This window comes from Mesorhizobium sp. B2-4-13 (assembly GCF_006658535.1).
In the GTDB taxonomy this organism is placed as follows: domain Bacteria; phylum Pseudomonadota; class Alphaproteobacteria; order Rhizobiales; family Rhizobiaceae; genus Mesorhizobium; species Mesorhizobium australicum.
In genome coordinates, this window is sequence record NZ_VFVB01000017.1 from 20,913 (window position 1) to 40,971 (window position 20,059).

Here is a 20,059-nt window from a genome sequence, read left to right on the forward strand (position 1 = left end):
CCTCCCTGCGAATAATTTATGCCGCGATCGGCGCTCGCTTGGTCAGGTTGAGCTTCTTGCGCACTTCTTCCGGCCCCAGGATCCGGGCGCCGAGATTGGTGACGATCGAGGCGGCACGCTCGACCAATTGCGCATTGGTCGCCAGCACGCCCTTGTCCAGCCACAGATTGTCCTCGAGGCCGACGCGGACGTTGCCGCCGGCGAGCACGGCGGCAGCGGCGTAGGCCATCTGGTTGCGGCCGATGGCGAAAGCCGACCAGTTCCATGTCGACGGCACGTTGTTGACCATCGCCATGAAGGTATTGAGATCGTCGGGCGCCCCCCACGGCACGCCCATGCAGAGCTGCACCAGCGCGTCCGGATCGAGCACCCTTTCCTCGACCAGTTGCTTGGCGAACCAGAGATGTCCGGTGTCGAAGGCCTCGATCTCGGGCTTGACGCCGAGCGCCGTCATCATGCCGCCCATGGCGCGCAGCATGCCGGGCGTGTTGGTCATGACATAGTCGGCCTCGGCGAAATTCATGGTGCCGCAGTCGAGCGTGCAGATTTCCGGCAGGCACTGGCGCACATGTTCCATGCGGTTGGTGGCGCCGCCCATGTCGGTGCCCTTTTCGTTGAGCGGCAGCGGCGCCTCGGGCGAGCCGAACACCATGTCGCCGCCCATGCCGGCGGTGAGGTTCAGGATGACGTCGACATCCGCCGCGCGGATGCGCTCGGTCACCTCGCGGTAGAGATGCACGTCGCGCCTGGGCTTGCCGGTTTCGGGGTCGCGCACATGGCAATGGACGATGGCAGCGCCGGCCTTGGCCGCGTCGATCGCCGAATCGGCGATCTGCTTGGGCGAGCGCGGCACGTGGGGTGAGCGATCCTGCGAGCCGCCGGACCCAGTCACGGCACAGGTAATGAAAACCTCACGGTTCATCGCGAGCGGCATCGAAACTCTCCTCCCATTCGAAACAGCCCCTACCATCGCTCGACTTGATCAAAGCTGCTTTGCGTTTTACGAAGGCGACATGATCAAAAGCGAAAAGTCCGTCTTTCGCGCCGAACGTGAGACCCTCAAGGTGACGTTCCTGGTGTTTTCCGGCTCCTCGATCATGTGCGTCGCTTCCGCCGTTGACCCGCTGCGGGCCGCCAATCGCATTTCCGGCGAGACCCTGTTCGACTTCAAACTGGTCTCGGTGACAGGCGAGGCGCCGGTTACCACCTGCGGCCTGCCGGTGGCGGTCAGCGGCCGTTTCGACGCCAATGAGACAACCGACGTTCTCGTCGTCGTCGCCGGTTTCGGCACCCAGAATTACGCGACGTCGGCTCTGCTTTCAGGTTTGCGGAGGGCAGCGCGGGCGGCCCGCGCGTGCGGCGGCGTCGAGGCCGGCACCTGGCTGGTAGCGCGCGCCGGCCTGCTGGAGGGCCGCAGCGCAACCACCCATTGGGAAGACATGGAGGATTTTTCGTCGGCTTTTCCCGGCGTCGATGTCCGGCCGGACCGCTATGTCATCGATGGGCCGGTGTTCACCTCGGGCGGCGCCTCGCCGACCTTCGACCTGATGCTGCACTTGATTCGCACGCGGCTCGGCATGGCGGTGGCGCTCGATGTCGCCAGCGTCTTCATCTACGACCAGGCGCGTGCCGCGACCGATGCCCAGCCGCTGGTCTCGCTCGGCCGGCTCGACGGCTACGATCCGCGGCTGGCGCAAGCGATCCGCTTGATGGAAGCGCATGTCGACCAGCCGCTGACCATCGACGCGGTGGCCAGGCGCGCCGGGGTGACGGCGCGCACCCTGGAAAGCATCTTTCGCAAGTCGATCGGCGAGACGCCGGGCGCCTACTATCTCAGGCTGCGCCTGGGCGCCGCGCGCCGGCTCGTTGTCGACACCCGGATCGCCATGGCGGATATCGCCGGGCGGACGGGGTTCTCGTCTGCCGCGGCCTTTTCGAGAGCATTTTCAAGAGCTTTTGGCGAAGCCCCTGTCAGGCTTCGCCGAGGTTGAATCCAGGCGGCTCAGGCGGCGTTTTGCCGGTCGCTGCCGCCATCGATCTGCGAGCGCATCTGTCTGGCCAGATGGGTCTCGAAACGGCTGGCAACAGCACGATCCCATTCGTTGGACCGGCGCGCGCCATCCCTGGGATGCGGCATTGCCATCAGCCGGTCGATGATCGATCCGGCCTCGCCAGGTGAGAGCAGGGCGTCGATTTCACGTTCGTTCTGCATATCGGTTCGCCTCCTTCTTCCTCTCCCGCCACGAGCCATATCTATACGAGATTCGTGACGGCAGTTTGAAGGCAAGAGCGAGGTCATTGAGAGGCGGCAAGGGGCAAAACCTTGTCGTCGATTTCAGCATGGCGCGCAGAAAGTTTCCGCGCGCCAAGCTTTCGAATCGCATAGTGCGCCGGCTTGGATTGCCGACGGTCAGGCAGCGTCAGACGTAGCGGTTGACGATGTTTTCGAGCAGTTCCTGGCGGCCGGAGCGCGGCTGCGGCTCGATCTTCTTCTTCACCACGCGCTCGGCGATCTCTTCCAGCGTCCGCTTGCCTGACAGCATCGCCTTGGCCTCGGCGCTGTTCCAGCCGGCATAGCGCTCGGCGAGCGGACCCGACAGCGCCTTGTCCTCTACCATCTTCGCTGCCGCCTTGAGGCCGCGCGCGCAGGAATCCATGCCGCCGATATGGCCGATCAGCAGGTCCTGCGGGTCGAGCGACTGGCGGCGCAGCTTGGCGTCGAAATTGGTGCCGCCGGTCTTGAAACCGCCGGCCTGGAGCACCTGGTAATATGCCAGCGCCATTTCCGGCACGTTGTTGGGGAACTGGTCGGTGTCCCAGCCCGACTGGTAGTCGTTGCGGTTCATGTCGATCGAGCCGAAGACGCCGAGTGCATTGGCCAGCGCCAGTTCGTGCTCGAAGGAGTGGCCTGCCAGGATGGCGTGGCCCTGCTCGATGTTGAGCTTGACCTCCTTCTCCAGGCCGAAGCGCTTGAGGAAGCCGTAGACGGTCGCGACGTCGTAGTCATACTGGTGTTTTGTCGGCTCCTGCGGCTTCGGCTCGATCAGGATCGTGCCCTTGAAGCCGATCTTGTGCTTGTAGTCGACGACGAGGTTCAGGAAACGGCCGGCCTGTTCCTGCTCGCGGGCAAGGTCGGTGTTGAGCAACGTCTCATAACCCTCGCGCCCGCCCCACAGCACGTAGTTCTCGCCCTTCAGCCGCTTGGTGACGTCGATGCAGCTCTTCACCGTCGCGGCCGCGTAGGCGAACACATCCGGATCGGGATTGGTCGCCGCGCCCGACATGAAGCGGCGGTTGGAGAACAGGTTCGCCGTGCCCCACAAAAGCTTGACGCCGGTCTGCTTCATCTTGCCGGCGAAATAATCGGCGATCTCATCGAGGCGGGCCGCACTTTCGGAAAAATCCTTGCCCTCGGGCCGCACATCGGCGTCGTGAAAGCAGAAATAGGGAGCGCCGAGCAGCGAGAACATCTCGAAGGCGACATCCGCCTTCAGCTTCGCCAATTCCATCGTGTCGATCCCGCCGGCCTTGGGGAACCAGGGACGGTCGAAGGTCTGGCCGCCGAACGGGTCGCCGCCCGGCCAGGCGAAGGAATGCCAGTAGGCGACGGCAAAGCGCAGATGGTCTTCCAGCCGCTTGCCGGCCACCACTTCGTCGGGATTGTAGAAACGGTAGGCCAGCGGATTGGTCGAATCCGGTCCTTCATATTTGATTGTCTGGATATCGCCGAAAAAGCCGCTGCTCATGGTTCTCTTCCTCTCCAAGATAGGTTTGCCCGATTACCTCAGGCGTAATTGGTTTCACGCCGGCGCTGGTCGAAAACAGTCCTGTCCAAACCGTCAAACGAAGGAGACAGACCATGACCGACCTCAACACGATCGCCCTGAACTACATCACCGCCTGGAACGAAAGCGATGCCGACCGCCGGGCGGCCTTGCTCAAGGCTGTCTTCACCGAGGACGTCAGCTATCGCGATCCGCTCATGCAGGGCGACGGCCATGAAGGCGTCGCGGCGCTGATCGGCGGCGTCCAGCAGCGCTTTGCCGGCTTCCGCTTCTCGCTGAAGGGCACGCCGGACGGCTTTGCCGACAAGATCCGCTTCTCCTGGAATCTCGGGCCCGAGGGCACTGCTTCCGTCATCGAAGGCACCGACATCGGCATCATCGAGAACGGCCGCCTGAAGAGCGTCACCGGCTTCCTCGACAAGGTGCCGGCGCAGTGAGGTCTTGCTGGCAAGTTGAGTGGCTCCCACGCTTACAGTAGTTGCTTGTCCAATCTGTAGAGGGGACCGATTGGCGAAGTCGGCGCCGCCCCTCATCGCCCTGCCGGGCACTTCTCCCCGTATAGTGACGGGGAGAAGGGGGCCGGCGGCAATCTCGACGCCTTTCCTGCGACGTTGGTGATTGGCGAAACCAGCAATGACAGCGCCCCTCTCCCCGTCTCTATACGGGGAGAGGATGCCTGCAGGCAGGTGAGGGGCAGCGCCAGCGCCCGGACGAAAGGAATGGGACAAGCGCCAACTCACGCGGTTACGGCCTTGATCGCCGGATAGAGCGCGCGGTAGCGGTGATAGGCATCGGCGAAGGCGCCGCCAAGAGCCGCATCCGGCTCGATCGTGGCATCTGTCCTCGGCGCGGAGCACACGGCCAGCGGATCGGCGCCGGTCGCGGCGATCAGGCCAAGTCTGGCCGCTCCAAACGCAGCGCCGAAATCGCCATCAGCCGGAATATCCACCGGCAATTGCAGCGCGGTGGCGATCGCCTTCAGCCAGTACCGCGAGCGCGAGCCGCCGCCGATCGCGGTCACGCGCGTCAAGGTCGTGCCGGCGGTTTTCAATGCCTCCAGGCTGTCGCGGAAGGCAAAGGCGACGCCTTCGAGCACGGCCTGTGTCAGCACTGCGCGGCCAGATTCATGCGCCAGGCCTGTGAACGAACCGCGAATGGCGGAATCATTGTGTGGCGTCCGCTCGCCCGAGAGATAGGGCAGGAAGGATACGCCGGTCGGCGCCTTCAGCGTCTCGCCGAGTTCCGATGTCAGTTCGCCCGCGCCCTTGCCCGTGATCTCCGACAGCCAGTTGAGCGAATCGGTTGCCGACAGGATGACGCCCATCTGGTGCCAGGTGTTGGGCAGCGCATGGCAGAAGGTGTGCACCGCGCTGGCCGGGTTGGGCAGATAGGCGGCGTTGGCGGCAAACAGCACGCCCGATGTGCCGAGCGAGACAAAAGCGTTGCCGGCGCCGACCGTGCCCATGCCGCAGGCGGAAGCCGCATTGTCGCCGGCCCCGCCAGCCACCGGAGTGCCGGCCGCGATGCCCCACCGCGACGCGAGTTCGGCGCGCAGGGCGCCGGCTTTTTCCGTGCCCTCAACCAGCGACGGCATCTGCTTTTCCTCAAGCGAGGTCGCCGCAAGCAACTCGGAAGACCAGCGCCGCTTGCCGACATCGAGCCAGGACGTGCCTGCCGAATCCGACATTTCCGAAATATGCTCGCCGGTCAGCCAGAGCCGCAGGAAATCCTTGGGCAAAAGCACCTTTGCCACCTTGGCGAAGACAGCGGGTTCGTTGTTCTTCACCCAGGCGAGCTTGGGCGCGGTGAAGCCGGGAAAGACGATGTTGCCGGTGAGCGCGCGGAAGCGCGGATCGGCGTCCAGTGCCGCCGCCTCGACATGGCTGCGCGTATCGTTCCACAGGATGCAGGGCCGCAACACCTGATCGGCCGCATCGAGCAAGGTCGCGCCATGCATCTGGCCCGACAGGCCGATGCCCTTGATTGCGGCGAACTGCCCGGGATGTGCCGCCTTCAGTTCGGCGATCGCGTCTTCGCAGGCGCGTATCCAGTGCAGGGGATCCTGCTCGGACCAGCCCGGATGAGGGCGAGAAACATCAAGCGTGCCATGGCCGGAGCCGATGACGCCCTGTCCGGCATCGATCAGCAGCGCCTTGACGCCCGATGTGCCCAGGTCGAGGCCGAGATACATGGTTTCCTCCCACGTTCTTATTTTTTTCGGAACCCGAAAAATATGTTTGAGCCAGTTTTTAAGGCAAGATCCGCTCCGGGTCAATTCTCTGACAAATCGGCGGCACGTCTCGAAAACAGCGCCGACAGCGGACTGTCCGGGCGTACGGTCGAGCGCTCCGTCGTCAGCGCCCTGGCCAGTGCACCGTCGCCGGCACGCAAGGCGGCTTCTATCAGCGTCAGATCGATGACGTCGCGCTGCGCGTGGCTGCCGCCAAATCGATGGGCGATGGTCCGGATCGGCCGGATCAGTCGGATGGTTTCGGCGTAGTTGCCCTCTCCGAACGCCTTGATCGCAAGCGTCAGGGGATGGCCGACATCCCGCGTGAAAGCGGCATTGTCGTCACCGCCCCGCATCGCTTCGCGCTGTGCCCCGAGCAAGGTCCGGGCCGGAGCATCGAGCCCGGCGCCGACAAAGGCCATCATCGCGTGGGCGTCGTTGAAGGCATAGTTGGAGGCAGCGGCCTTGGGCACCCAATTGGCGGCTAGCGCCGTCCAGCGGTCGCCGACGTCGACGCCGCCGAGGTGAAGCCGCCACAGGATCGCCGATGCATCGACCATGTTGAGCGCCAGCGTCGATCTGCTGCCATAGATCGGCCCGTCATAGAGCGCCAGCACCTCGCCGGTCTCGCCGAGATCGTAGTGGAACAGCGCCAGGTGCCACCAATTGTGGACCTGGAGGAAGCTCTCCTTCGTCCAGGCTTCGGGATCGGTACGCATCCAGGCGATGCCGTCCCTTTGCCGGCTTTGCATCTCCATCACATGCGCGACCGCATGTTGCGCCCAGCCATCGCGCGGTTCGATCTCGACCGCCGTACGGCCGAGCCTTTCGGCCTGCGCATACTCAGCCATCTCTTCGAGCCCGAAGGCCTGCATGCCGAGAATGGCGTGATACCCCGGCATGTCCGCCTGCCATGACGGCAGGGCGCGGGCGATGCGGTCGCGCAGCATGCGGGCGTTGCCGGTGAAGAAATCGACCTGGTGTCCGACCTGGAGCGCCACGGCGTCGAGCGGAAAATCGATCGCTATGTCCCGCAGAATGCCGGAGGCCTGATGCCAGCGCCCGTTGGCGAGGTGGCCGAGGGCCGAGACATGCGCCCGCTCACGCGTTGTCGCGGCAAGCGGCAGCGCCGCCTCGTGGCAGATCCTGGCCACGGCCGTCGCCTCCGGTTCGGTGGCAAGGCCGAAAAGGTAGCCCTTGAAGACATGCGCCATGACAAAACCGGGGTCCTGCGCGATGGCGCGATCGACGGATTTCACGGGATCGCCAATGAAACACTGCAATTCGCGCACGGCCTGGCCGTAGGGCGCGAATCCAGCTTCCGTCGCGCCCGAAAATGCCAGGCCAAATGCGTCCCTGATGGCCATGCGAGAGTCCCCGGTCGAGGCCCGATGGGCATGATGCCCACGGTCCAGCGTGATCTTAAAGCATAGGCCACGGCCATTTCACGAGTCGCGCCGCGGCATGTCAGACATTTTTGCAGTTCATCAACCATGGGAGACAGAATAGGCTTTGTAAAACTGGACGAATTGTGGCTTGATTGCGGCGCGGGTAAGGGGCTTGAAATCGCGATCTGAGAGGGGACGCGATGCGGCATTTTGAAATACAGGTTCCGAACAGCGGTTCGGAGCACATTGGCAGGGCTGTTTCTTTGCTGCAGCGAAAGCCCAGGCGGATCAATGCTGGGTTTATTAGCTTACTTGCAACTACGACCCTTATGTTGCTGCCGAACTCCGCGGCCCTGGCGGCATGCCTGCTGGTTCCGTCTCCGGGCAATGACGTCTTCACTTGCGATAGTGGCGATTCGGGCGGCAGCCTCAACGACACCATCGGCAACAACACGCTGAACTTTCCCGCCGGCGGCACCGGCCAGGTGAGCGGTAACGTCACCTTCGGCCCGGGCACGGACCGCATCAACATGCAGTCAGGCACCATCACCGGCACGGTCGATCAGGGTGACGGCACGGATTTCTTCACCATCGGCGGCGGCACCGTCGCCGGCAATGTCCAGCAGGGCGCCGGCATCGACGACTTCAACATGAGCGGCGGCCAGGTCGGTTCGCTGAACCAGGGCGACGGGCTGGACACCTTCACCATGACCGGCGGGCGCATCGTCGATTTCTTCGACGACGGCGACCGTGCCGTGATGACCGACGGCCGCATCGGCCGCGTCAACATGAAGCTCGACAAGAACTATTTCAACATGTCGGGCGGCATCATCGACCGCAACCTGGTCACCGGCTTCGACCAGGACACCATCATTCTCTCCGGCGGCACGATCGGCGGCAACATCAGCGTCAGCGGCGGCAACGACAGCGTGACGATCACGGGCGGCACCGTCGGCGGCGATGTGCTGATGAGCTTCGGCGCGGACAATTTCGTGTGGAATGGCGGCGGCATCATCTATGGCGCCGTCGACCTCGGCGGCGACAACGATACGGCAAAGCTGAGCAACCTGACCAAAGCCAATCTGGGCGGCGCCGACGCGCTGAATGGCGGTCTCGGCACCGATACGCTGACCTTCGATAACGTCAAGCTCGACGGCATCAGCCGGATCCAGAACTGGGAGACCGTCGACGCCACCAACGACACCCAGCTCACGCTGGACGGCAATCTCGTGCTTGGAGACAGCGGCACCGGCACGGGATCGCTCAATGTCGATGCCGCGAGCACGCTCTATGGCGGCGGCTTCAACGCATCGATCCAGGCCTTTACGTCGGGCCAGCTTGCGGACGTCGTCAATGCAGGCCGCATCGACCTGACCAATGGCAGTACCGGCGCGACGGACCGGCTGATGATTTCGGGCAATTACACCGGGCTCGGCGGCCTGCTGCTCATCCAGACCGAGCTCGGCGATGATTCGTCGGCGTCGGACAGGCTGGTGCTTTCGGGCGGCACGGCTTCCGGCTCGACCGGCATCGCGGTGGTCAATGTCGGCGGCGCGGGGGCCGAAACGATGCAGGACGGCATCATGGTCGTCCAGGCGGTCAACGGCGCCACCTCCACCTCAAGCGCCTTCGCGCTCGACGTGCCGGTCGCGGCAGGCGCCTTCGAATATTATCTGTTCAAGGGTGGCGTCACCGCAGGCAGCGCGGAGAACTGGTATCTGCGCTCGTCGCTGATAACGCCGACATCGCCGGCCGCGGCGCCGCCGGCGGCAGAACCAACACCCGCGCCGGAACCGGTGCCGCCCGAGACCGAACCTCCGCCGCCGCCATCCGCGCTGCCGCCGGTGCCGGCGCCGACCGAGGGCGATATCAACACTCCGCCGGCCGACCCGACGCCGCCCGTGCAGGCTAGCGATCCGGTGCCCGTGCCGCCGCCACTGCCGCCGCCGGCGCCGGCGGCTGATCCACCGCCACCGCCCCCGCCGGTCCCGACCGCCGTGCCCGATCTTCCGATGCCCGCGGCAGGGGAGGAAATCCTGCTCTATCGCGTCGAGGTGCCGGTCTATTCCGCGGTGCCGCCTGTGGCCGAGCATCTGGCGATGACGACACTTGGCACCTTCCATGAGCGGCGCGGCGAACAGAGCCTGTTGTCGAACACGGAGCTGTCGCCGGTCTGGGGCCGCATCTACGGCCAGGACGCGAAGATGGGCTGGTCGGGAACGGTGTCGCCGTCCTTCGACGGCACCTTGTTCGGCCTGCAGGCGGGCTTCGACGTCTTCGGACGCGAAACCGCGTCGGGCGGGATCGATCGCGCCGGCCTGTTCGTCGCCTATGCCAGCATGAAGGGCGATGTGCGCGGCCAGGCGCTGGGGCAGAATGATCTGTCCGTCGGCGGCATCGATCTCAGCGGCACCAGCGTCGGCGGTTACTGGACCCGCATCGGCCAAGGCGGCTGGTACCTCGACGGCGTCCTCATGGCCACCTTCTTCGGCGGCGACGCGACGTCGTCGCGCGATGTCGGCATCGACATTGGCGGAACAGGTGTCACCGCCTCGCTGGAGGGCGGCTATCGCATTGCGCTGGCGCAGGGCTGGACGCTCGAACCGCAGGCGCAACTGATCTGGCAGCATCTGTCGCTCGACGATGCCAAGGATCGTTTCTCGTCGGTTTCCTTCGATAGCGAGGGCAGCGTCACCGGCCGGATCGGGGCTCGGCTGCAGGGCGAGTCCGCTGTCAATGGCATAGCGCTGCAGCCCTACCTCAAGGCCAATATCTGGCATGATTTTGGCGGCACCGATCGTGTCAGCTTCGACACCACCGACATCTCGACGGAGGGCAGGTCAACCTCGTTCGAGTTCGGCGGCGGTATTGTCGCCAAGGTGACCGACAAGGTCAGCATCTTCGCCACCGGCGACTACACCACCAATCTCGGCGGCGACAAACGCCGCATCCTCGAGGGCAATCTGGGCTTCAGCGTTAAATGGTGAGGCCCTCCGGGCCTCACCCGCGTCAGGACATCAATTGCCGGAACGCATCGCCACCGTGGCGATGCCGGCGCCGACCAGGAGCGTGCCGCCGGTGCGGTTGAAGATGCGGATCGCCTTGGGATTGCGCACCACGTTGCGGGCGCGTGCCGCGATCAGCGCGTAACCGAAGGCGTTGGCGAAGGCGAGCGCCAGGAAGGTCGTCTCGAAGATCAGCATCTGCGTCCGGAAGTCGGCGTGCCGGTCGAGGAACTGCGGCAGGAAGGCGACGAAGAAGGTGATGCTTTTCGGGTTGAGCGCGGTGACCAGCCAGGCATGCGCCATCATCTTGGCCGACGACACCGCGTCGGTGCGTGGTTCAGCCTTCAGCGTGCCGCCGGCGCGGAACAGTTTCACGCCGAGATAAATCAGATAGCCGGCGCCGATCAGTTTCAGGATGGTGAAAACACCAGCCGAAGCGGCAAGCAGCGCGCCGATGCCCAGCATCGACAAGGTCATGGCGGTGAAGTCGCCGAGCGCCACGCCGACGGCCATCGGCAAAGCGGTGCGCCAGCCCTGGCCCAGCGCATAGGAGACGACCAGAAGGATTGTCGGGCCCGGGATGATGAGGAGGATGGTCGACGCGGCAGTGAAGGCGGCCCAGTTTTCGAAGGACATGCTCGTCTCCCTTGAGCTCAAAGAAGAGGATAAATCCTTGGCTCCCGAAGAATGTAAAGGGGCCGAATCCTTGTTTTTGCGTATTCCGGCCGGGCAACCGGCACGACTCTTACGGCACCGCGACGTCAATTGCGCCAGCGGCAAAAAGCTTGATGACGGTTTCAACGTCTTGCAGATGTTTAATGGCGACCGCGCGGGAGGGCGGAGCGGCGCCTCGGCAAGGCGCAAACGCAAGCAGCGCAAGGCATTCACGCTTTATCAACCATGAATGATGAAAATGCCCACTATCCGGCCGGACCGTGCTTCCCGCCGACAGCGTAGGGTTTGGTATATGCGTGAGTTGCCGCAAGGTCCGACGCCGCCACGAAACGGCGACGCAGTCGAAACCGATCTTCTTCTTTCCCGCCGCGCCGTCCTGTCCGGGGCGGGCGCTTTGGCATTGCTCGGCGTCGCCGGCTGCTCGACCTCGGGTGGTGGCGATCTGCCGGCGCTGCAGCTCGACGATACGGTCACCGGTTCGGTGCCGATCCGGCCCTCGATCAGCGTCGACAAGAACATCACCAGCCCCGACGTCATGTATGCCTCCTTGACGGATAACGGCTTCAACGTGCCCGAGGTGCCCTATCTCAAGGTCAAGCCGGAGTTCCGTCGCCAGATCGTCGTCGATACGACCGGCGAGGCGCCCGGCACCATCGTCGTGCATCTCAAGGAACGCATGCTCTATCTCGTCCAGCCGGGTGGCGACGCCATCCGCTACGGCGTCGGCATCGGCAAGGACGGTTTCCGCTGGTCCGGCCGCGCCAACATCCAGTACGGCAGGGAGTGGCCGACCTGGACGCCGCCGCCCGAAATGATCCAGCGCAAGCCGGAACTGGTGAAGTGGCAGGGCGGCCAGCCCGGCGGCCTGACCAATCCCCTCGGGGCGCGTGCGCTCTACATCTACCAGGACGGCAAGGACACCGGCTACCGCATCCATGGCTCGCCGGAATGGTGGAGCATCGGCCAGGCGATGTCGTCGGGCTGCGTGCGCTTGATCAACCAGGACATTATCGACCTCTACAGCCGGGTTTCGAAGAAAAACCCCGTCGTCGTCATGTGATCGTCCAGCCCTCCGTTTCTCCCGTTGCGCGATGCGGCAAGACAGGCCAAGGTGACCTGAAAACCATCGCCTAGAGCCGGATGATTTCAGGTCCGTTCGATCTGAAATCCGAATCCGCCTCTTTCGGCGTCATGCTCCAGGGAGACATCAAGCATGGCCGGAACTTTCGTTATCGCGCAGGGCGGCGGCCCGACCGCCGTCATCAACCAGACAGTCGTGGGCGCCACGCTGGAGATCCGCAGGCGCCATCCCGGCGCCAAGGTGCTGGGCTCCCTGCACGGCGTGCGCGGCATCCGTGACGGCAACTATGTCGACCTCTCCGCGATCCCGGAGGACCGGCTGCGGCTGATCGCCGGAACGCCGAGCGCCGCCCTCGGGTCGACGCGCGACAAGCCGGATGCCGCCTATTGCGAGGTCATCCTGAAGGGCCTGCAGAAGGCGGGCGCCGACGCTTTCATCTATATCGGCGGCAACGACACCTCGGGCACGCAGCAGATCCTGACCGATGCCGCCGGCGGCAAGATCGCTTTCGTCCATGCGCCGAAGACCATCGACAACGATCTCGAGGAAAACGACCATACGCCGGGCTTCATGTCCGCGGCCGAATTCGTCGCTGGCGCCTTCCTGTCCGTCGATCTCGATTTCCGCGCACTTCCCGGCATCTATGTCGGCATCGTCATGGGCCGCCATGCCGGCTTCCTGACCGCGGCGTCGGCGGCCTGGCAGCTCGATTCCGACAGCGGCCCGCATCTGGTCTACGTCCCGGAGCGGCCGTTCTCCGCCGCCGGTTTCATCGACGACGTGCGCGCCACCCTCGACCGCCACAAGCGCTGCATCGTCGCCGTGTCGGAAGGCGTCAGCACCGCCGACGGCAAGGCACTGGTCGAAGGCCTGGTGCCGGCGGACAAGCTCGAGCGCGACCAGCACGGCAACGTGAAACTCTCGGGCAGCGACCTGCCGGCGGCGCTCGAACGGGCATTGGCCGAGGGGCTGCCGGGCAAGCGTGCCCGCGTCGACGCACTCGGCTACATGCCGCGCGGTTATGTCGGCTCCATCAGCCCGGTCGATGCGCAGGAGGCCTTCGATGCAGGCGCCTTTGCCGTCGGCGTGGCCGAACAGGGCGGCGGCTCGGTGGCGTTGCAATATGATGGCAGCAAGATAGTGCTGAAGAAGGTGCCGCTGAAGAACGTTGCCGGCAAGACCCGCCACATGCCCGACGATTTCATGAAGCCCGACGCCAACCAGTTGTCCGAGGCCGGAATGGCCTATCTCAAGCGGCTGGTGCCCGAAAAATACAAGGTCGGAAAGCCGTTCGTCTGATGCCGGGTCCGCTTGATGCCCGGCTCACACCTGATGCCCGGCTCACACCTGATGGATAACTGGTTCTCCAGGCGCATCGTCGACGGCAGGACGACGATGCTGACCGAGCCGTTCGTGCACGACTATGTGCGCGCCAATATCTGGCATTTCACCGGCCGCGACGCCGACCTTCTGGTCGACACCGGGATGGGCATCTGTCCGCTGGCGCCGGAGATAAGGACGCCCGAAGGCAAGCCGCTTCTGGTCGTCGCCACCCATATCCACCTCGACCATGTCGGCTCGCTGCACGAATTTCCGCTGCGGGCCGGGCCAAGGATGAGCGCAGCGCAATTCGAGAGCATGGATGAGGCCGCGACTTACGCCTACATGTTCCACGATCTCGAGGGGGCCGTTTCGAGATTGCCGGCGCCTGGCTGGAAGTCGGCCGACTATGCGATAGCGCCGGCACCGTTGACGCGTATGCTCGACGAAGGCGACGTGGTCGATCTAGGCGACCGCCGGTTTCGGGTGCTGCATCTCCCCGGACATTCGCCGGATTCGATCGCGCTTTTCGATGAGGCCGACGGCCTGTTTTTCAGCGGCGACGCCATCTATGACGACACGCTGATCGACGATTTGCCGGATTCCGACCGGGAGGCCTATCGCAACACGATGCGCCGGCTGCTCGACCTGCCGATCAGGATCGGCCATGGCGGCCACGGCCCGAGCTTCGACGGCGGGCGCATGCGCGAAATCGCGTCGGCCTATCTGCGATCCGTAAGCGCACTCTGAATTAAATCTTCGTAAGGTCGGGCTAAAACCCTAAATCGCGCAGATCGGCGCCCTAGATAGTTGTTGTCGATCCGGCCGGCTGCCATGCGTGGCGAGGCAGGCAACCCGGGCCGTCGGCACGCTGACGGGCACTTCTCCCAGGAAGACCCGCGGCGCGGATCAACCCCTCGCCCGGACAGAACGACCATGTCAAACCTGAGCATTCTTCGTAGGCATCGCGTCGCCGCCCTGCTGGGCGCCGCGCTGCTGGTTTCTCCCTTTGTCGTCTCATTCGCCGACAGCGCGAACGGCGTCGGCACGGGCAACACGGTTGCAACGACGCAGACCCCCGTTGCCGGGACCTCGGCCCCGAGGGGTTCGTTGGCGCCGATCGTGGCCACGACCAAGCCGGCCGTCGTGACCGTGTCCACGGTCATGAAAGGACAGCCGGAAGCAATGAACGAAGCGTCGCCCTTCGATGGCGCCTCGCCCTTCGACGACTATTTCCGCCAGTTCTTCGGCGATCAGGGCATGCCCGCTCCCAAGACGCCTCCGCAACAGCGGTTGCCGCGGGCCGAAGCGCTCGGTTCGGGCTTCATCGTCGGTGCCGACGGCACCATCGTCACCAACAACCATGTCGTCGACGGCGCTTCCTCGATAAAGGTCACGCTCGACGACGGCACGGAGCTCCCGGCCAAGCTGGTCGGTCACGATGCCAAGAACGACCTCGCCGTGCTGAAGATCAACGCCGGCAAGTCGTTGCCAACCGTGAAATGGGGCGACTCCGACAAGCTCATGACAGGCGACCAGGTGCTGGCGATCGGCAATCCGTTCGGCATCGGCACCACGGTAACGGCCGGTATCGTCTCGGCGCGTGGCCGCGACCTGCATAGCGGGCCCTTCGACGATTTTATCCAGATAGACGCGCCGATCAATCACGGCAATTCCGGCGGCCCGCTGGTGGACGTCAACGGGAATGTCGTCGGCATCAACACGGCGATCTATTCGCCCAATGGCGGCAGCGTCGGTGTCGGTTTCGCCATTCCGTCGGACCAGGCCGAGAAGGTGGTCGCCAAGCTGATGAAGGGCGGCAACATCGAATACGGCTATCTCGGCGTCGAGATCCAGCCCGTCACCCCGGATGTGGCAAGCGCCATCGGGCTGGACCGTCCCAGCGGTGCCTTGGTCTCGCAGGTCAATGACGGCTCGCCCGCGGCCAAGGCCGGCGTCGAGACCGGCGACGTCATCACCGGCTTCGCCGGGCAGGACGTCAAGGATCCCAAGGACCTGTCACGAGCCGTCGCCGACGTCGCGCCGGGTGCCAAGGAGAGACTGGATGTCTGGCGCAAGGGCAAGGCCATGCAGATCTCGGTGGAGGTCGGACGCAACAGCGACGATGTGAAAACGGCGTCTACGGATGACTCCAGCGCGCCGGGCACCGAACAGGGTTCCCGCGTGCCGGCCGTCGGCCTTGGCTTGATGGATATCACGCCGGACATCCGCCAGCAGATGAACCTGCCCGAGAACGAGCACGGCGCGGTGGTTGCGAGCGTCAATCCCGACAAGCCGGCAGCGACTGCCGGCATCCAGCCGGGCGATGTCATCGTCGCCGTCAACCAGGCTCCGGTGAAGAGCGCCAGGCAGGTGACCCAAGCGATTGCCCAAGCCGGCAAATCCGGACGCAAATCGGTGCTGCTTCTGGTGGAGCGTGGCGACACCCAGATCTATGTCGCCGTGCCGTTCGCCAATGGCTGACACATAAACAGCGGCGTGGCGGGCTTGTGGAGCGCCCGCCACCCCCAGTCTACCGGCTACAACTTGCGCAGCGCCACTTCCTCGATCAGGTGGTCGGCGCCCTTGCGCAGGATCAAGTCGGCGCGGGCACGCGTCGGCAGGATGTTTTCGCGCAGGTTCTTCAGGTTGATGTTGGTCCACAGGCCCTCGGCGATCGCCTTGGCCGCATCCTCCGACAGCTGCGAATAGCGGTGGAAGAAGGAGTCCGGATCGCGGAAGGCGGTTTCGCGCAGCCGCATGAAGCGGGAAATATACCAATTGTGGATCAGCTTCTCGTCGGCATCGATGTAGATGGCGAAGTCGAAGAAGTCCGACAGGAAGGGCACGATCTTGCCGTCCTGCGGCAGCTTGCCCGGCTGCAGCACGTTGATGCCTTCGAAGATCAGGATGTCGGGCCGGTCGATGGTGACGAACTCGCCGGGGATGACGTCATAGGTAAGGTGCGAATAGACCGGCGCGCGGACATCGGGCAACGCCGACTTGATACCCGAGAGGAAACGCAGCAGCGCGCCGACATCGTAGCTGTCGGGGAAACCCTTGCGCTCCATCAGGTTTTCGCGGCGCAGCACCTCGTTGGGCAGCAGGAAGCCGTCCGTGGTGATGAGGTCGACCTTGGGGCTCGACGGCCATCGCGCCAGCAATTCCTTCAGCACGCGCGCCGTGGTCGATTTGCCGACCGCGACAGAACCGGCAATGCCGATGATGAAAGGCGTTTTGGCCACGTCGGCGGCGTTGAAGAAAGCCTGGCGCTGCCGGAACAGAAGCTGGCTCGCCTCGACATGCGCCGACAAAAGCCGCGACAAGGACAGATAGATGCGCTTGACCTCTTCGAGGTCGACCGGGTCATTGAGCGAACGCAGGCGGCGGAACTCGTCCTCGCTCAGCGTGAGCGGCGTATCGGCGCGGAACCGCGACCATTGCTCGGCCGAGAAGAAGCGAAACGGAGAGTATTTCTCGGTTGGCGCGAGCTGATCCATCGAGATACCTGCCCTTCCTCCCGATCAGCCCTTGGGCCGCGACGCCTTCTCGGCGATGCCCGAACGCCCGGTACGGGCTTCGAGCTCCTTGAGCACGTCGTTCAACGGGACACCCGAGATGCCGAGAACGACAAGCCAATGATATATAAGATCGGCGCTTTCGGAAACGAGGCCCTGTTTGTCGCCCTTGACGGCGGCGATCACGGTCTCGACCGCCTCCTCGCCGAGTTTCTGCGCCGCCTTGTCGATGCCCCGGGCGTAAAGCTTGGCCGTCCACGAATCCGGATCGCCGGAATGGGCGCGGTCGCTGACGATTTTTTCCAGGTCGGAGAGCGAAAACTCGGCCATGTCGATCTATCTTCTTGTTTAAGCCGGGTTTTTCCCGAAAGCCGGCTTCGGGAGCATGCTCTAGGACCTGTTGCCCAGCGAGTCCAGCCGCATCGGCAGGCCGGCCTTGGCCATATGCGCCTTGGCTTCGGCGATGGTGTAGGTGCCGAAATGGAAAATGGACGCCGCCAGCACAGCACCCGCACGGCCGTCGCGAATGCCTTCGACCATGTGGTCGAGCGTGCCGACGCCACCCGAAGCGATGACCGGCGCGCGCACCGCGTCCGACACCGCGCGGGTCAGCGCGATGTCGTAGCCGGCCTTGGTGCCGTCGCGGTCCATCGAGGTCAACAGGATCTCGCCGGCGCCGCGATCGACCATTTTCCGCGCGAATTCCACGGCGTCGATGCCGGTCTTCTCGCGCCCGCCATGGGTGAAGATCTCCCAGCGGTCGGCCTCGCCGGGGCCGGAGACTTTCTTGGCGTCGATGGCGACGACGATGCATTGGTTGCCGAACTTGTCGGCCGCTTCGGCGACGAAATCCGGGTTCTTCACCGCCGCCGTGTTGATCGAGACCTTGTCGGCCCCGGCCAGCAGCGATTTTCGGATGTCGGCCACCTGGCGCACGCCGCCGCCGACGGTCAGCGGCATGAAGCATTGTTCCGCGGTGCGGGCGATGACGTCGAAGATGGTCTCGCGATTGTCCGACGAGGCGGTGATGTCGAGAAAGCAGAGTTCGTCGGCGCCGGCGGCATCATAGGCCTTGGCGGCCTCCACCGGATCGCCGGCGTCGATGAGGTCGACGAAATTGACGCCCTTGACGACACGGCCGTCCTTGACATCGAGGCAAGGGATGACGCGGGCTTTCAGCATCAGCGGCCCTCTATCGTGGCAAGCAGATCCTTGAGCAGCTGACCGACCAACGGCGGCACATCGGCTTGGGCATCGAAGGCCGGATCGTAAGCGGAAACGGTGATGCCGACGACCGGTACCGCAAGCGCCATGGCGCAGGCCGCGTCGCGCAGCTGCTCCGGGTTCGGTCCGCCCGATGTGACGTAGCGGTTGGCCTGCAGCGCCTTGGGGTCGTGCACGTCGAGATCGAGATGCATGTGCACGCTGTTGGCGCCGGCGGCCTTCAGTTTTTCCGTCGCTTGCGCCACGCCTGGACATTCCGTCCGGATGACAGGCAATGTTTCGAGAAGGTTTTCCTCCGCCGGATCGAGATCGCGGGCGTTGAGGAGCACGCAGCGCGCGGGATCGATCGGCCTGAAGCCGGGAATGGCGGCCGCCATCGGACGCCAGCACAGGCCGAGCACCGTCGACAGCGCCATGCCGTCGAGAAAGCCGTAGACGGACGTCTCCGGCGTGTTGAGGTCGCCGTGCTGGTCTGCCCAGATGATGGCGTCGGCGCCTTCGCCGGCGACCGCGCCGGCTGACGTCAGGCAGTTTCCGGCCAGCACGATGGGGAACCGCCCCCTGTCGCGGGCCATGCGGACCTCGCCCGAGACGGCGTTGCAGACGGCAAAACCCGTGGCGATCTCGCGCTCCTGGCCGTCGCCGACCCTGCCGATATCCTCGACCGTGACGTCGTGGCCGGCAAGGGTCAGGGCATCGACAAGCCCGCCCGATATCAGCGCGTCGGGCCCCTGGCCCATGCCGCCATGATAGTGGCCGCTGTCATAGGAGGCCAGGATGAGCGAAACTTTCACGACCGCGCCTCCATCGCCGGCCGGCCCCGCAGGATCGCCAGCGCCTCTGTGGGATCGATGCGGCCGTCATAGAGGGCACGGCCCGAGATCGCGCCTTCGAGTTTTTTCGCATCGGGCATGGTCATGCGCACGATGTCGGCGATCGAGGCCAGTCCGCCCGAGGCGATGACCGGGATCGACACCGCGTCGGCGAGGTCGATGGTGGCGTCCCAGTTGATGCCGGTCAGCACGCCGTCGCGGTCGATGTCGGTATAGATGATGGCGGCGACGCCGGCGCCCTCGAATTTCCTGGCCAGTTCGATGACGCCGAGGCTCGAGGCTTCCGCCCAGCCTTCGACCGCCACCTTGCCGCCCTTGGCGTCGATGCCGACGGCGACCTTGCCCGGAAATGCCTTGCAGGCCTGCCTGACCAGATCGGGATCGCGCACCGCCACCGTGCCGAGAATGACGCGGGCCAGCCCACGGTCGAGCCAATCCTCGATCTGCTCCAGCGTGCGAATGCCGCCGCCGAGCTGCACCGGGTTCTTGGTCCCCTTCAGGATGGCTCCGACCGCGGCGCTGTTGACGCTCTGGCCCTGGAAGGCGCCGTTCAAGTCGACGACATGCAGCCACTCGAAGCCCTGCTCTTCAAAGGCTTTTGCCTGCGCGGCGGGGTCATCATTGTAGATCGTCGCGGTCGCCATATCGCCGTGCTTCAGCCGCACGCATTGGCCGTCCTTGAGGTCGATGGCTGGAAACAGGATCACTTAGGCACCCTCGACGATCGCGAAATGTCCGGTCGAAGCCGCCAGTCTGTTCTGCAACGCTGTCTGGTAGGCTGGCGATCGATAGCAGCTGAGCGCGGTTTCATAAGAGTCGAACTCGACCACCACCTGCCTGTCAAATTCCGATCCTTCGGGATTGGTCACTTGTCCGCCGCGCACAAGATAGCGGCCTCCGAAAGACGAAACCGCGTCGCCGATGGCGTCGCGGTAACGCTGATATCCTTCCGGGTCTGTCACCGTCAGCATTACCAGCCAATAGCCCTTCTTGCCCATGG

20 protein-coding genes are annotated in these 20,059 nt (G+C 64.6%); 8 read left to right on the forward strand and 12 right to left on the reverse strand.

The genetic code is table 11. The annotated features are described in order from the left end of the window. Window positions 1–16: 16 nt before the first annotated feature. Window positions 17–934 (reverse strand): 3-keto-5-aminohexanoate cleavage protein, encoded by a 918-nt coding sequence (locus FJ936_RS29790; RefSeq protein ID WP_140875929.1) that lies wholly within the window; start codon window positions 932–934, stop codon window positions 17–19. Between the two features lie 79 nt (window positions 935–1,013). Between FJ936_RS29790 and FJ936_RS29795 the strand changes: the two genes are divergently transcribed. Continuing rightward, the gene (locus tag FJ936_RS29795) at window positions 1,014–1,991 is read left to right on the forward strand and encodes a GlxA family transcriptional regulator (protein ID WP_141907453.1); all 978 of its coding nucleotides are present in this window, start codon (window positions 1,014–1,016) and stop codon (window positions 1,989–1,991) included. An 11-nt stretch (window positions 1,992–2,002) separates the two neighbouring features. Here FJ936_RS29795 and FJ936_RS29800 read toward each other — a convergent pair whose 3' ends face one another. Together FJ936_RS29800 and xylA are read right to left on the reverse strand one after the other, a co-directional pair. Further along, entirely contained in the window at window positions 2,003–2,212 is a 210-nt protein-coding gene (locus FJ936_RS29800; RefSeq protein WP_015314600.1) for a hypothetical protein, read from the reverse strand. Between the two features lie 208 nt (window positions 2,213–2,420). Continuing rightward, on the reverse strand, window positions 2,421–3,746 hold the full coding sequence (xylA, locus tag FJ936_RS29805; protein ID WP_015314599.1) for a xylose isomerase: 1,326 nt from the start codon (window positions 3,744–3,746) through the stop codon (window positions 2,421–2,423). A 113-nt stretch (window positions 3,747–3,859) separates the two neighbouring features. Here xylA and FJ936_RS29810 point away from each other — a divergent pair, with 113 nt between their 5' ends. After that, entirely contained in the window at window positions 3,860–4,222 is a 363-nt protein-coding gene (locus FJ936_RS29810; RefSeq protein WP_140620574.1) for a nuclear transport factor 2 family protein, read from the forward strand. Window positions 4,223–4,521: 299 nt separating this feature from the next. Here FJ936_RS29810 and xylB read toward each other — a convergent pair whose 3' ends face one another. Both xylB and FJ936_RS29825 read right to left on the reverse strand, forming a co-directional pair. Further along, a complete protein-coding gene (gene xylB, locus FJ936_RS29820) occupies window positions 4,522–5,976 on the reverse strand; it encodes a xylulokinase (RefSeq protein WP_141907454.1) in 1,455 nt (484 codons plus the stop codon). 80 nt (window positions 5,977–6,056) lie between these two features. After that, window positions 6,057–7,382: a tetratricopeptide repeat protein gene (locus FJ936_RS29825; RefSeq protein ID WP_140719354.1), complete on the reverse strand. Its 1,326-nt coding sequence runs from the start codon at window positions 7,380–7,382 to the stop codon at window positions 6,057–6,059. A 221-nt stretch (window positions 7,383–7,603) separates the two neighbouring features. Here FJ936_RS29825 and FJ936_RS29830 point away from each other — a divergent pair, with 221 nt between their 5' ends. After that, complete coding sequence (locus tag FJ936_RS29830; protein ID WP_141907455.1) at window positions 7,604–10,390, forward strand: autotransporter outer membrane beta-barrel domain-containing protein; 2,787 nt, start codon at window positions 7,604–7,606, stop codon at window positions 10,388–10,390. A 30-nt stretch (window positions 10,391–10,420) separates the two neighbouring features. Here the strand turns inward: FJ936_RS29830 and FJ936_RS29835 are convergent, their stop codons facing one another. Further along, window positions 10,421–11,044, reverse strand: coding sequence for a LysE family translocator (locus FJ936_RS29835; protein ID WP_140660230.1), 624 nt, complete (start codon window positions 11,042–11,044; stop codon window positions 10,421–10,423). Here FJ936_RS29835 and FJ936_RS29840 point away from each other — a divergent pair. The 5 genes from FJ936_RS29840 to FJ936_RS29860 all read left to right on the forward strand — a co-directional run bounded on the left by FJ936_RS29840 (window position 11,043) and on the right by FJ936_RS29860 (window position 15,968). Continuing rightward, complete coding sequence (locus FJ936_RS29840; RefSeq protein WP_140719350.1) at window positions 11,043–11,312, forward strand: hypothetical protein; 270 nt, start codon at window positions 11,043–11,045, stop codon at window positions 11,310–11,312. The genes FJ936_RS29835 and FJ936_RS29840 overlap by 2 nt on opposite strands. Before the next feature lie 63 nt (window positions 11,313–11,375). Beyond that, complete coding sequence (locus tag FJ936_RS29845; protein WP_140620583.1) at window positions 11,376–12,143, forward strand: L,D-transpeptidase; 768 nt, start codon at window positions 11,376–11,378, stop codon at window positions 12,141–12,143. 153 nt (window positions 12,144–12,296) lie between these two features. Beyond that, window positions 12,297–13,463, forward strand: coding sequence for a diphosphate--fructose-6-phosphate 1-phosphotransferase (locus tag FJ936_RS29850; RefSeq protein ID WP_140792000.1), 1,167 nt, complete (start codon window positions 12,297–12,299; stop codon window positions 13,461–13,463). Between the two features lie 51 nt (window positions 13,464–13,514). Next, complete coding sequence (locus FJ936_RS29855; protein ID WP_140792028.1) at window positions 13,515–14,234, forward strand: MBL fold metallo-hydrolase; 720 nt, start codon at window positions 13,515–13,517, stop codon at window positions 14,232–14,234. A gap of 186 nt (window positions 14,235–14,420) precedes the next feature. Further along, a complete protein-coding gene (locus tag FJ936_RS29860) occupies window positions 14,421–15,968 on the forward strand; it encodes a DegQ family serine endoprotease (protein ID WP_140792002.1) in 1,548 nt (515 codons plus the stop codon). A gap of 56 nt (window positions 15,969–16,024) precedes the next feature. Here the strand turns inward: FJ936_RS29860 and coaA are convergent, their stop codons facing one another. Genes coaA through FJ936_RS29890 form a run of 6 tightly spaced genes read right to left on the reverse strand, consistent with a single transcriptional unit; the run spans window position 16,025 to window position 20,057 of the window. After that, on the reverse strand, window positions 16,025–16,984 hold the full coding sequence (gene coaA, locus FJ936_RS29865) for a type I pantothenate kinase (protein WP_140660227.1): 960 nt from the start codon (window positions 16,982–16,984) through the stop codon (window positions 16,025–16,027). Window positions 16,985–17,008: 24 nt separating this feature from the next. Then, window positions 17,009–17,332: a phosphoribosyl-ATP diphosphatase gene (locus FJ936_RS29870; protein ID WP_015314588.1), complete on the reverse strand. Its 324-nt coding sequence runs from the start codon at window positions 17,330–17,332 to the stop codon at window positions 17,009–17,011. 60 nt (window positions 17,333–17,392) lie between these two features. Beyond that, window positions 17,393–18,187, reverse strand: a complete 795-nt coding sequence (gene hisF, locus FJ936_RS29875) for an imidazole glycerol phosphate synthase subunit HisF (protein ID WP_181763208.1) — start codon at window positions 18,185–18,187, stop codon at window positions 17,393–17,395. Then, entirely contained in the window at window positions 18,184–19,020 is an 837-nt protein-coding gene (locus FJ936_RS29880; RefSeq protein WP_140792006.1) for an arginase family protein, read from the reverse strand. Before FJ936_RS29880 ends, hisF begins: the two co-directional genes overlap by 4 nt. Continuing rightward, window positions 19,017–19,766, reverse strand: coding sequence for a 1-(5-phosphoribosyl)-5-[(5-phosphoribosylamino)methylideneamino]imidazole-4-carboxamide isomerase (gene hisA, locus FJ936_RS29885; protein ID WP_140792008.1), 750 nt, complete (start codon window positions 19,764–19,766; stop codon window positions 19,017–19,019). The genes FJ936_RS29880 and hisA overlap by 4 nt, the downstream gene beginning before the upstream one ends. After that, on the reverse strand, window positions 19,767–20,057 hold the full coding sequence (locus tag FJ936_RS29890) for a DUF1330 domain-containing protein (protein WP_140792010.1): 291 nt from the start codon (window positions 20,055–20,057) through the stop codon (window positions 19,767–19,769). Window positions 20,058–20,059 lie beyond the last annotated feature (2 nt).

Coding starts and splice junctions, on each gene's coding strand:
- FJ936_RS29890 (WP_140792010.1), bottom strand. CDS start 20,057: ATGGGCAAGAAGGGCTATTGGCTGGTAATGCTGACGGTGACAGACCCG.
- FJ936_RS29850 (WP_140792000.1), top strand. CDS start 12,297: ATGGCCGGAACTTTCGTTATCGCGCAGGGCGGCGGCCCGACCGCCGTC.
- FJ936_RS29840 (WP_140719350.1), top strand. CDS start 11,043: ATGCTCGTCTCCCTTGAGCTCAAAGAAGAGGATAAATCCTTGGCTCCC.
- FJ936_RS29860 (WP_140792002.1), top strand. CDS start 14,421: ATGTCAAACCTGAGCATTCTTCGTAGGCATCGCGTCGCCGCCCTGCTG.
- FJ936_RS29795 (WP_141907453.1), top strand. CDS start 1,014: ATGATCAAAAGCGAAAAGTCCGTCTTTCGCGCCGAACGTGAGACCCTC.
- xylA (WP_015314599.1), bottom strand. CDS start 3,746: ATGAGCAGCGGCTTTTTCGGCGATATCCAGACAATCAAATATGAAGGA.
- FJ936_RS29810 (WP_140620574.1), top strand. CDS start 3,860: ATGACCGACCTCAACACGATCGCCCTGAACTACATCACCGCCTGGAAC.
- FJ936_RS29800 (WP_015314600.1), bottom strand. CDS start 2,212: ATGCAGAACGAACGTGAAATCGACGCCCTGCTCTCACCTGGCGAGGCC.
- FJ936_RS29825 (WP_140719354.1), bottom strand. CDS start 7,382: ATGGCCATCAGGGACGCATTTGGCCTGGCATTTTCGGGCGCGACGGAA.
- FJ936_RS29845 (WP_140620583.1), top strand. CDS start 11,376: ATGCGTGAGTTGCCGCAAGGTCCGACGCCGCCACGAAACGGCGACGCA.
- coaA (WP_140660227.1), bottom strand. CDS start 16,984: ATGGATCAGCTCGCGCCAACCGAGAAATACTCTCCGTTTCGCTTCTTC.
- FJ936_RS29830 (WP_141907455.1), top strand. CDS start 7,604: ATGCGGCATTTTGAAATACAGGTTCCGAACAGCGGTTCGGAGCACATT.
- xylB (WP_141907454.1), bottom strand. CDS start 5,976: ATGTATCTCGGCCTCGACCTGGGCACATCGGGCGTCAAGGCGCTGCTG.
- FJ936_RS29870 (WP_015314588.1), bottom strand. CDS start 17,332: ATGGCCGAGTTTTCGCTCTCCGACCTGGAAAAAATCGTCAGCGACCGC.
- FJ936_RS29835 (WP_140660230.1), bottom strand. CDS start 11,044: ATGTCCTTCGAAAACTGGGCCGCCTTCACTGCCGCGTCGACCATCCTC.
- FJ936_RS29855 (WP_140792028.1), top strand. CDS start 13,515: ATGGATAACTGGTTCTCCAGGCGCATCGTCGACGGCAGGACGACGATG.
- FJ936_RS29790 (WP_140875929.1), bottom strand. CDS start 934: ATGCCGCTCGCGATGAACCGTGAGGTTTTCATTACCTGTGCCGTGACT.